The 11,267-nt window shown below is 50.6% G+C and carries 13 protein-coding genes; 6 read left to right on the forward strand and 7 right to left on the reverse strand.

The window, feature by feature from the left end; genetic code table 11:
- Positions 1-549: a class I SAM-dependent methyltransferase gene (locus AC13CY_RS11835; protein ID WP_483052555.1), complete on the forward strand. Its 549-nt coding sequence runs from the start codon at positions 1-3 to the stop codon at positions 547-549.
- Positions 550-579: 30 nt separating this feature from the next.
- On the opposite strand, the gene AC13CY_RS11840 is transcribed toward AC13CY_RS11835, so the two are convergent.
- The 4 genes from AC13CY_RS11840 to rfbB are packed head-to-tail and all read right to left on the reverse strand — an operon-like array spanning position 580 to position 4,537.
- Entirely contained in the window at positions 580-1,431 is an 852-nt protein-coding gene (locus tag AC13CY_RS11840) for a sulfotransferase family protein (RefSeq protein WP_483052556.1), read from the reverse strand.
- Positions 1,432-1,479: 48 nt separating this feature from the next.
- Positions 1,480-2,589: a DegT/DnrJ/EryC1/StrS family aminotransferase gene (locus tag AC13CY_RS11845; protein WP_483052557.1), complete on the reverse strand. Its 1,110-nt coding sequence runs from the start codon at positions 2,587-2,589 to the stop codon at positions 1,480-1,482.
- Positions 2,590-2,600: 11 nt separating this feature from the next.
- Positions 2,601-3,470: a glucose-1-phosphate thymidylyltransferase RfbA gene (gene rfbA, locus AC13CY_RS11850; protein WP_483052558.1), complete on the reverse strand. Its 870-nt coding sequence runs from the start codon at positions 3,468-3,470 to the stop codon at positions 2,601-2,603.
- Positions 3,467-4,537: a dTDP-glucose 4,6-dehydratase gene (gene rfbB, locus AC13CY_RS11855; protein ID WP_483052559.1), complete on the reverse strand. Its 1,071-nt coding sequence runs from the start codon at positions 4,535-4,537 to the stop codon at positions 3,467-3,469. Before rfbB ends, rfbA begins: the two co-directional genes overlap by 4 nt.
- A gap of 551 nt (positions 4,538-5,088) precedes the next feature.
- Between rfbB and cysD the strand changes: the two genes are divergently transcribed.
- The 5 genes from cysD (at position 5,089) to AC13CY_RS11880 (ending at position 9,333) form a co-directional block, all read left to right on the forward strand.
- Positions 5,089-5,991: a sulfate adenylyltransferase subunit CysD gene (gene cysD / locus AC13CY_RS11860; protein ID WP_483052560.1), complete on the forward strand. Its 903-nt coding sequence runs from the start codon at positions 5,089-5,091 to the stop codon at positions 5,989-5,991.
- The gene (gene cysN, locus AC13CY_RS11865) at positions 5,991-7,895 is read left to right on the forward strand and encodes a sulfate adenylyltransferase subunit CysN (protein WP_483052561.1); all 1,905 of its coding nucleotides are present in this window, start codon (positions 5,991-5,993) and stop codon (positions 7,893-7,895) included. The genes cysD and cysN overlap by 1 nt, the downstream gene beginning before the upstream one ends.
- A gap of 17 nt (positions 7,896-7,912) precedes the next feature.
- The gene (gene cysQ, locus AC13CY_RS11870; protein ID WP_483052562.1) at positions 7,913-8,680 is read left to right on the forward strand and encodes a 3'(2'),5'-bisphosphate nucleotidase CysQ; all 768 of its coding nucleotides are present in this window, start codon (positions 7,913-7,915) and stop codon (positions 8,678-8,680) included.
- 71 nt (positions 8,681-8,751) lie between these two features.
- Positions 8,752-9,114, forward strand: coding sequence for a hypothetical protein (locus AC13CY_RS11875; protein WP_483052563.1), 363 nt, complete (start codon positions 8,752-8,754; stop codon positions 9,112-9,114).
- A 6-nt stretch (positions 9,115-9,120) separates the two neighbouring features.
- Positions 9,121-9,333: a hypothetical protein gene (locus AC13CY_RS11880; protein ID WP_483052568.1), complete on the forward strand. Its 213-nt coding sequence runs from the start codon at positions 9,121-9,123 to the stop codon at positions 9,331-9,333.
- A 22-nt stretch (positions 9,334-9,355) separates the two neighbouring features.
- Here the strand turns inward: AC13CY_RS11880 and AC13CY_RS11885 are convergent, their stop codons facing one another.
- The 3 genes from AC13CY_RS11885 to AC13CY_RS11895 form a co-directional block, all read right to left on the reverse strand.
- Entirely contained in the window at positions 9,356-9,580 is a 225-nt protein-coding gene (locus AC13CY_RS11885; RefSeq protein WP_483052564.1) for a hypothetical protein, read from the reverse strand.
- 53 nt (positions 9,581-9,633) lie between these two features.
- The gene (locus AC13CY_RS11890; RefSeq protein WP_483052565.1) at positions 9,634-10,026 is read right to left on the reverse strand and encodes an RpnC/YadD family protein; all 393 of its coding nucleotides are present in this window, start codon (positions 10,024-10,026) and stop codon (positions 9,634-9,636) included.
- Between the two features lie 55 nt (positions 10,027-10,081).
- Positions 10,082-11,267: AAA family ATPase (locus AC13CY_RS11895; RefSeq protein WP_483052566.1), on the reverse strand; the 1,186-nt coding region annotated here is incomplete at its 5' end.

Here is an 11,267-nt window from a genome sequence, read left to right on the forward strand (position 1 = left end):
ATGAAAGAGAGTTATCGGAATCAGCTTGTATCTTGTTTGCCACGTCACTCGGTAGGTGTGGAGGTTGGTGTGCATAAAGGAGAGTTTAGTTCTTTTTTGTTAAATTTCTTGCAGCCCAAACAGTTGCATTTAATTGACCCATGGAGATATGAATCAAGTGAACAGTACGATCAATCTTGGTATGGCGGTATGGCAGATGGTCAAGCTGAGTTAGACGAAAGATTTGAATCTGTTCAAAAAAAGTTTCAGAAGGAGATTGCAGAAGGGGGCGTGGTAATTCATCGAATGGACTCTGCCTTAGCTTTGGCAGCTTTTGAAGCAGAGTCTCTGGACTGGGTCTATATAGACGGAAATCATTTATATGAATTTGTACTTAAAGATCTTAATGCATCTTTAAGTAAAGTAAAAAAAGGCGGCATCATCAGTGGCGATGACTATCAGCTTGGCGGTTGGTGGGATGGCGGGGTCATAAAGGCAGTAGATGAGTTTTGTGAGAAATTTTCACTAAGAAAAGAGATAATTGGTAACCAGTTTTTGATTTATTTATGATTAAACCAGGGCTTGTAAAAGCCCTGGTTCTTAAAGGTAGTTGAATGCTTCCAGCGCGCTGTAGGCATGCTGCTCGAAAGATAGAATTTGCTCTTGAGTGAGTTCTTTTCTATAATTTCCAAGGCTGCTTGTATCCACCGGATGTTTCGTTTTTGCTTTCCATTGCAGAAAATCTGTGGGCTCATCATTGTTTTTATAAAACTGAAGCATGTTATCTGAGTAGGCTATGTTTAGATGAGAGCATACTGTCGATAAGGTGCGTACTGGCTCTCGTACGAGATTTTCGTATAGTATAACGCATGTGTTGGGTTGAATTTGCATCGATTTGGCTTTAAATGTACTTTTCGACCAATCGCTAGCGATTTTTTCAATAGATTGGGGTAGCGCCGGTTTATACTTAGAGCTTATTTTGCTTCTATCTATTTTAAAGTAAGAGGCTGCTACATCTCTTCCATCTCGTACTATATAAATGAGTTTTGAACTTGGGAAGATTTTTTCAATTTTTTCAATTTCGTTGATATAATAATTGTTTTTATCTCCATGAAGTCTTGGGGTTTTTCCTTTTTCTAAAGCATAGTGGTTATATACGATTGATGCCATGCTGCTATAATTTTTCGGCTTATCGCTTTTTATTTTTTTCAGTAGTTTTTCTTTCTGAATGCCCCAGGTTTCAAATTTCTTTGTTTTGAAAAGGTCTTCTATAAAGCTGAAGTAAGTCAGTTCAGTATATTCTGCTTGATGGATGTATTTTTCACTTAACCATAATAAAAAGCCGCATTCAGGTGGTACGACTGTTTCTGGATGACTGTTCAACATTAATCTTAATAGCGAAGTACCCGATCGTGGGTTGCCTAAAATGAAAAATGGCTGACTCATGGACATGATTGTACACACCCTTCTGGAAAATGATAAAAATAGCTTTTTAACTCGTCAAGAAAAAGAGATTTTAAGTTGTCTGCAAATTATATTTTGGCTCTCTTTATTCATAGAGCTATAAACCGGCATGCACAATATTCGGCTGGCAACGTCTTTCGACACTGATTGTGTAGACTCTCCAGTCAAACACTCTACGTTTTCCAGTGACGGGTAAAAATACCGCCTCGCTAGCACACCGTTTTCCTTAAGCTTTGCAGCCATGCGTACGGCCTGCTCTTCGTTTTCAAACAACACGGGGAAGTAGGCGTAGTTGTAGTCCATTTCTGCTGGCTTAACTTGCAGTTGCAGGTTCTGGCTTAGTGCTTGCTCGTAGCGGCGCCATACGGCGGCACGGGCTTTCAAGTTTTCTTCCATTTCATCCAGCACACAAAGTCCCATTGCCGCCTGCAACTCATTCATCTTGGCATTAATGCCTAGCTCTTCGATAGTTTCTGGCCCAGTGATGCCGAAGTTGATCATCTTATTCGCGCGTTCTAGGTCTTCCTTGCGTTTGAATACAATCGCGCCACCTTCGCCAGTATGGAAGAGCTTGGTCGCGTGAAAGCTAAGTGTGGCGGCATCGCCATGTTTGAGTAAGCTTTCGCCTTGGAACTTCACGCCAAACGCATGTGATGCATCATAAATAACTTTAAGGTTATGCTTTTTTGCAATGGCATCGATAGCATCTACATTGCAGGCGTTGCCGAATACATGCACGGGAACTATGGCTTGAGTTCTAGGTGTTATTGCCGGTTCGATATTGGTTGGGTCTAGGCACCAAGTGTTTGGGTCAATATCAGCGAATACCGGCTCTACGCCTTCCCACTTGAGAGAACTAGCTGTAGCAACAAAGGTAAACGGAGTGGTAATGGCTTCAGTCGGCTCATTGCGGCCAGTAACCCCAAGCGCTCGATAAGCAATTTGTAGTGCCAGAGTACCGTTCGCTACAAGAAGAAGATTCTCTACCCCCAGGTATTCCTCTAGACGCCTGGTAAGCTCCTGCACTAACTCGCCATTATTGGTGAGCCAAGCTCGCTCGTAGATTCCGTCTATATATCGGTCAAGCTTTTCACGGCTAGGCAAATAAGGCTTGGTGACTGGTATCATAGTAGGCCTTTTAATCATTATGGAATCGCTTAAAAACCGTGTACCAGCTGTTGTAAATAGGCACCGTACCCACTCTTCTGTAATGGCTTACTTGTGCGAGCTAATGCCTCTTGAGTTAACCATCCCTGATTAAACGCAATTTCTTCTAAGCAGGCGATTTTGTACCCTTGGCGTTTCTCGATAGTTTCAACAAATTGAGCCGCTTCTAGCAGGCTTTCGTGGGTGCCTGTGTCTAGCCATGCAAAACCGCGCCCCAGCAGTTCAACCTGTAAATCACCCCGCGCAAGGTAGGCTTGGTTAATGCTAGTAATTTCTAGTTCCCCTCGCGGTGAGGGCTTTACTTGCTTAGCTATCTCAATGACATCGTTATCATAAAAGTAGAGCCCGGTTACCGCATAGTGAGAACGAGGATTCTGAGGCTTTTCTTCGATGCTGACCGCACGGCGCTGGCTGTCAAACTCAACCACTCCAAACCTTTCAGGGTCTTTAACCTGGTACCCAAAAACGGTCGCGCCGCTTTTTCGCAGTGATGCTTGGCGCAGTTTAGGGGTGAACCCCTGACCGTAGAAAATGTTGTCGCCTAGCACCAGGCAAACACAGTCATTGCCGATAAACCTCTCTCCGATCAGGAAGGCTTGTGCTAGCCCATCTGGCTGAGGCTGTATCGCATAGCTTAGGTGGATGCCAAAACGGCTACCGTCGCCTAATAGCCGCTGAAAGCTTGCTTGATCATCTGGCGTGGTAATAATCAAAATGTCTTGAATGCCCGCTAACATCAATACGGAAAGCGGGTAATAGATCATAGGCTTGTCATAGATAGGAAGCAGCTGCTTGGAAACACCCATGGTAATAGGGTAAAGCCTGGAGCCACTTCCTCCCGCCAAAATAATACCCTTCATGGCTGCTCCTCGCGATACGTTGTTATGTTGTTATCGGCGCTTACCGTTGTTTCTTTAAGTGCTGACTGCCTATAGGTTTTGAGCATCCAGGTGACGGTTTTGCGCAATCCGCTGTGAAAGCTTTCTTGTGGGCGCCATCCAAGCTCATGAGTGATTTTCTTGTGATCAATCGCATAGCGTAGATCATGCCCAGGCCGGTCGGTAACGAAAGCGATCTGTTCTGTGTAAGAGCCCGAGTTGAGTGGGACTAACTCGTCCAGCAGCCTGCAGATCTCATTGACGACATCAATATTGGCATGTTCGTTACTTCCTCCAATGTTGTAGGTTTCACCTACACGGCCAGAAGTCAACACGCAGTGAAGCGCGCGTGCGTGATCCTCAACGTACAGCCAGTCTCTTCGCTGCTGGCCGTTCCCATAGACAGGTAATGGCTTTCCAGCCAACGCCTGGCTGATCATGAGGGGAATCAGCTTTTCCTGATGCTGCCAAGGGCCATAGTTATTGGAACAGTTGGTGACCACGACAGGTAGGTCGTAGGTACGGTGCCAAGCCCGTACTAGATGGTCAGAGCTTGCCTTGCTGGCCGAATATGGCGAACTTGGGGCATAAGGCGTTGTTTCAGTAAACGCTGGAGCTTCAGGCAACAAATCCCCATACACTTCGTCGGTGGAGACGTGATGAAAACGGAATGCTGTTCGTTCACTGTCCGCTAATGCCTGCCAGTAATGACGGCTAGCTTCTAAAAGCGTGTAAGTGCCCACGATATTGCTGGCGATAAAATCAGCAGGCCCGCTGATGGAGCGATCCACATGGCTCTCGGCTGCAAGGTGCATCACTGCATCTGGCTGGTATTGTGTAAACAGTGCTTTGAGTGCAGTTTGATCACAAATATCTATCTGCGCTAGATGGTGGCGCTCGTTTTTGAGTGCATTGCCTAGTGCCTTGAGGTTGGATGCATAAGTTAGCTTATCAATGTTGATTACGCGCCAGTCGGTGTGCTCCATCAAGTAGCGCACAACGGCACTACCGATGAATCCCGCGCCGCCAGTTACAAACAGTGTGGCCATGTGGTTGAGCTGCCCCGATACTTAAGCGTTGCTGCAAAGGCATAAAAGCCTTATGTTTTTTGCTAGTTTGCCACACATGACTCAGGGTAAATGCTAGAAAAGCGTGCTTGAAGGGCATTACATTAAAATAGCCACAGCTCCTTCAGTCGTACGAGGAGTAGCATGGTAGCCGTTTACCCCCATATTGTGTCCTTGCTAGAGATTGCGCTTCCTTATATGGTGATTTTTTATAGCCATTAAGTATATTGTTATGCGTATGCTGTGTGTCTACGGCTTTGAATAGTCATTGCCCACTTCAGCATGTATCGGTTTGCTAGCCGCGTTAACCCAACCTGCCGCCGTGGTTTTCGCGGGGCGCTGTTCTCGGCTAGAGAAGCACTGACTCAGTGGCTTGAGCGCCAGGATAGGCCCACGGTGGTAGCCGTGCCCGCATACTTTACCCTAGCCCGTCCGTAACACAACGTCGTCTATATAGATTTTCAGGATAGATTTTAAGTCAGTGCCGTAAGCGGCAACTTGAAAACAATTTTCACACAATATTGGGAAAGATGATGACATCACTCACCCATTTACAGCGGCTGGAAGCAGAAAGCATTCAGATCATGCGCGAAGTGGTCGCCGAGGCTGAAAATCCGGTGATGCTTTATTCTGTGGGCAAAGATTCAGCGGTCATGTTGCACCTAGCGCGTAAGGCGTTTGCGCCTTCGCCGCCGCCATTCCCGCTGTTGCACGTCGATACCCGCTGGAAATTCCAGGCGATGTACGCCTTCCGCGACAACATGGCGGAAGCGATGGGTATGGAGCTGATCGTGCATATCAACCCGGAAGGGGTGGAGAAAGACATTAACCCCTTCACCCACGGCTCTGCTATTCACACCGATGTGATGAAAACCGAAGGCTTGAAGCAGGCGTTGGACAAGTACGGCTTCGATGCAGCGTTTGGCGGCGCACGGCGGGATGAAGAGAAGTCTCGCGCGAAAGAACGTGTGTTCTCGTTTCGTACCGCCCAGCACCGCTGGGACCCGAAAAACCAGCGCCCTGAGCTGTGGAAGCTCTATAACACGCGCAAACACCCAAAAGAGTCGATTCGCGTGTTCCCGCTCTCGAACTGGACCGAGCTGGATATTTGGCAGTACATCCACCTGCAGAACATTCCCATCGTACCACTTTACTACGCCGCCGAGCGCCCCGTGGTGGAGCGTGATGGTGCGCTGATCATGGTGGATGACGAGCGTATGCCGCTGGAACCGGGGGAAGTGCCCATGATGCGTAAGGTGCGCTTCCGTACCTTGGGCTGCTACCCGCTGACCGGTGCTGTGGAGTCGGAAGCCTACACGCTGCCCGCCATCATTCAAGAGATGCTGCTGACCAAAACATCCGAGCGCCAAGGGCGTGTGATTGACCACGACAGCGCAGCCTCTATGGAAAAGAAAAAGCAAGAGGGGTACTTCTAATGTCGCACTCATCTGAATTGATCGGCACGGATATTGAACAGTACCTCAAGGCCCACGAGCACAAAGGCTTGCTGCGCTTTATTACCTGCGGCAGCGTAGATGACGGCAAGAGCACGCTGATTGGCCGTTTGCTGTTTGAATCCAAGCTGCTGTTTGAAGACCAGCTAGCCGCGATTGAAGCGGATTCCAAGAAGTACGGCACCCAAGGCGGCGAGATGGACTTTGCGCTGCTGGTCGATGGCTTGGCCGCCGAGCGTGAGCAGGGCATTACCATTGACGTGGCGTACCGCTTCTTCTCTACCGAAAAGCGCAAGTTCATCGTCGCAGATACGCCAGGGCACGAGCAGTACACCCGCAACATGGTCACCGGGGCTTCTGCCGCCGATGCGGCGATTCTGATGGTGGATGCTCGCCACGGTATTTTGACCCAAACCCGCCGCCATAGCTTTTTGATGTCGCTGATGGGTATGCGCCACATCATCGTCGCCATCAATAAAATGGATTTGGTGGATTACTCCAAAGCGCGTTACGACCAAATCGTTGACGAGTACCGCGCCTTCGCCAAGCAGTTGGGCCTGGAAAACATCACCTTCATTCCGATGTCGGCATTGAAGGGCGATAACGTGATTGAACACAGCGCGAAGATGCCCTGGTATCACGGCACCACGCTGATGGGTTACCTGGAAACCGTCGAGGTAGACGACGAACGCCTGCAGCGCTCCCCCTTTAGGATGCCTGTGCAGTGGGTGAACCGCCCGAATCTCGATTTCCGTGGCTTTACCGGCATGATCGCCAGCGGGCTCGTTCGTCCTGGTGATCACATCCGTGTGCAGCCCTCCGGTAACACCAGCACCGTCTCGCGCATCTACACGTTCGATGGCGACCTGGAGGAGGCCGTCGCAGGGCAGTCGGTTACGCTGCTGCTGGAGGACGAGATTGACATCTCCCGTGGGGATGTGATCTCCGGCGTTGACCAACCGGCACACACGGCAGACCAGTTCGAGACCACGCTGGTATGGATGCATGAAGCGCCGCTGCTGCCGGGCCGCCCCTACCTGATGAAGTTAGGCACCCAAACGGTGAACGCCACGGTGACCGATATTAAGTATCAGGTGAACGTCAATACCTTGGAGCACACGGCGGCCAAGCAGCTGGACTTAAACGGGATTGCTGTCTGCAATCTGAGTTTGAACCGCGCCGTGGCGTTTGATGCGTATAAGGACAACCAGGATACCGGCGGTTTCATTCTCATCGACCGTATGACGAACAATACGGTAGGCGCCGGAATGCTGCACTTTGCGCTGCGGCGTAGTCAAAATATCCATAGGCAGCATGTGGATATTGACAAACAGGCGCGTGCCCTAGCCAAAGGTCAAAAGCCTGCGGTGCTATGGTTCACGGGCCTCTCTGGCGCGGGTAAATCGACCATTGCCAACTTGGTCGAGAAAAAGCTGTTTGGTAACGGCCAACACACCTACCTACTGGATGGCGATAACGTTCGTCATGGCTTGAACCGTGATCTGGGGTTCACCAATGCCGACCGTGTTGAGAACGTGCGCCGCGTGGCAGAAACCGCCAAGCTGATGGTCGATGCGGGTTTGATTGTACTGTCGGCCTTTATTTCACCTTTCCGCAGCGAGCGACAGTTGGCGCGCGATCTGTTGGAAGACGGTGAGTTCATTGAAATCTTTGTGGATGCGCCGCTAGATGTAGTGGAAGCGCGCGACCCGAAAGGACTCTATAAAAAAGCCCGCCGTGGTGAGCTGAAAAACTTTACCGGTATTGATTCCGCTTATGAGGTGCCCCAAGCACCGGATATTCATTTAAAAACCGCTGAACTTAGCCCCGAAGCAGCCGCTGAAACAGTGATTGAAGCGCTGCGTGAGCGTGGTCTTATCAGCTAAGCGCAAGGATAAAGTGGATGATTGATCAAACGCTGCTGGATGCGGTGGAGCGTATTGCCCGCGAGGCGGGCGACGCCATTATGACTATCTATACCCGCGACTTTACGGTAGAGCAGAAAGCGGATAACAGCCCGTTAACCGAGGCGGATCAAGCGGCGCATCATGTCATTGTACGCGGCTTAAAGGCGCTGCCTACGCAGTTACCCATTCTTTCCGAAGAGGATGCAGAGGGCTTTGCTGGGATAGATAGTCAGGGCCGCTACTGGCTAGTAGATCCCTTAGATGGCACGAAAGAGTTTATCAAGCGCAACGGCGAGTTCACTGTGAATATCGCGCTTATTGAGAACGGCGTACCCGTGTTAGGTGTGGTGACGGCTCCTGCATTGGGCACGGCTTATGTCGCCGCCGAGGGAGTTGGCGTGTTTAAAATCGACATCGATGGTCAGCGTCATGCGATTCAGGTAGCAGGCAAGCCTGCCGCAGGGGCGGCATGGCGGGTGGTTGGTAGCCGTTCGCACCCAAGCCCTGATTTAGCCGCTTGGCTGGACAAGCTGGGCGCGCATGACATGCTCCCCATGGGCAGCTCATTGAAGCTCTGCCTGATTGCCGAAGGCAAAGCGGATGCCTACCCACGTTTAGGCCCCACTTGTCTGTGGGATACTGGAGCCGCTCACGCCGTGGTGCGCTGTGCAGGAGGGCGGGTAGAGACTCTGGAAGGTAAGCCACTGAACTACTCCAATCCCGCCGAAAAGCTCAATCCTCACTTTGTGGTGTGGGGATATTAGTGGGATGATAGCCATTCTCGCTATTGGTGTGCCAAAGGCGATAAAAAATAGAAAATTCAGCAAAGCTAGGAATGAATGTGACTCAAACCAGCACCACCATCTCAGCCCGAGAGGTCGTCAACGACCTCGTCCCCAAGCTCAATGCGGTTGAAAAGCAGATCAAGCTGACGATTAGCGCCGTTGTGGAAGCCAGCGGCGCAGCACCTGAGAAAAAAGAGCGCTACGCCAAGCTGCAGGCAGAGTTCCAGCTGGAACTCACCATGATCCGTATGAACCTGGAGCATCTGCTAAAACGCTACCGTAACGAGCTGGAAGCAGCAATGAACGACCCGCGTAAAGATATGCTGCTCACCCTGGATGCGTATGAAGCCACCGCGGTTGAAAACGCCAAGCAGCTGTATGCGCGGGTACAACGCTTGCAGCAAGGCCATTAAGTGAGTATGCAGCCCGAGGAGCATGAGCAAGTAGCGCTCGCGTTAGAAGCGCTGATTCGTGAAACCCAGGCAACGATAGCGCGGGCAGAGCAACACGGGCTGGATATCGCCATGCCGGAAGGTTATCAGGCGCTGTTGGATATTTTAGACAGCGCTATCAAGCAGCAGCGCGAGCATACAATGGGGATGCTATCGAACGTTCAATGTTCAGCCAAGTGACGCTCGGCCTGAAGGAATGTATTTAATGTTTGATTTCGGCGCGCAGCTTCTTAATCTCTTCCACAGGCAGTTCTTCAATATCTGCGATAAGCTGGTCGCTCATTTCAGTGAGTGCGGTGAGTTTGCGGGCGGCATTGCGTTTACTTTCTAGCGCACGGTGCTCCGCCTCTTGCAGGCCTTCTTGGCGACCTTCTTGACGACCCGCTTGGCGCTCTTGCTGCACCCAGTTTTTAATGTTTTCAGCCAATATGTCTTTTTCCTCCCAAGCTTGGGAACTGAACCAGGTTTGTTAACAGCCCGTTAGTGTTGTGTCTCTGCTTGCAACTTGGAAATGTCTTCTATTGCTAACCCTGTTACCTCGGCAATCTGCTCGTTACTAAGCACCCCAAGCTTCAGTAGGTTGCGCGCAGTTTTTTCGATGCCTAGCTTTGTGCCTTTTTCAATTCCCGCTTGCCGTTCTTGCTGCGCCCAGTTTTCAAGATTTTCTGCCAACATGTCTTTGTCCTCCATCAAGCTTGTGAGCTGGTCTAGGTTTGCCTTGGCTCCTAGCCGCTGAAGATATCGTTTGAGCCAGCGGGTGATAATGTTATCGATCCGCTCTTTATCAGGGGAGGCTTGTATAATGGCAACAATGCGATCAACGGCTTGCTGCAGCCCTTTCCTGTCAGCAGACGCCTTTTCAATACTGAACACGCCGCTCAGCGGTGTTGGGCGTAATCCCAGCTCTTCATCGCTGGCTAAACCTAACTTAAAGCGTCTCCACGTCAAACGCGACTATCTGCCGTTGAACGCTTGAAAACTCGACGCCCACCAAGTGGATCGGCTTGCCGCTGGCGCGGTGTTTGTCGGCGTAGCCTTTAGCTTTAATCTGCTCTAGCGCTTTACCTTCGGGTAGCTGCTCGACCACTTTGAATTCAAACAGGTAGATATGGCCGTTAAAGTCGACGCTCATATCGACTTTGCCATGGTGGCTGGCGTCTTCCACCGTCACATCGACACCCAGCGCTGCAAAGTGGCTGTAAAAAACGCTTGCGTAGTGGCCTTCATATTGGGCGATAGGGTTGTTTCGGTACCAGTCGTGGGGCAAACCGGCATAAAGTGCTTTGAGGTGGATGCCTAGGCCCGCGAGATCATGAGCCTGTAGCAGGCGGAACAGCGTTAATCGTTCCCGGGGTGGTTCTTGAAGGCCTAGTAGTGGCAAAAGCGCTTGGTTAAGGCTGGTTTCTACTTCGCGGTTTGGGTAACCCAGTGTGTAAAGGCGGTAGCCTGTCATGGGTTCTTCGGTGGCGTGTACCGTTAGGTAACCCGTTTGGAATAGCAGCGCTTCCGTGGCGATATGGTCAACATCGAAGCGCCCCAGTAGCTCTGCTTCCGTCTGTAGTTGGCTGAGTGCGGGCGTAAACACGCCGCGTTGCGTCAGTACATCGACCAGAAACGTAGGAGTCGCGCTCTCAAACCAGTAGGGGCTAAAAATACGTTTTTGTAGTAATAGCAGTACGTCAAAGGGGTTGTATACGCTGGGCACATCCTGCCCACCCCAGCGGTAGCCGTTGTACCAGCGGCGGATCTCGTCGCGGTCAAGGCCGGAAAGCTCGGGGGCAAATACGGTATCAATATCGTGGTCGGTATAGCCGCAAATATCCGCATATGGTGTATCTAGCGTAATGTCGTTGAGGTTATTTAACCCTGAAAACAGGCTGACCTTGCTGAACTTGGAGACGCCGGTGAGCAGCACGAAGTGCAAATGGGGGTCGGCATCTTTCAGCACGCTGTAGAGATTTTTAAGCCCCTCGCGCAGTTCACGCGCCCTATCGCCGTCTAGGATATTGTCCAGAATGGGTTTGTCATACTCATCGATTAGCACTACCACACGTTGGCCATAGTGCGAGTGGGCTTGGCGAATAAGCTGCTCAAACTCACCGGCGATATCGGTA

Source organism: Vreelandella sp. L-15 (assembly GCF_056857635.1).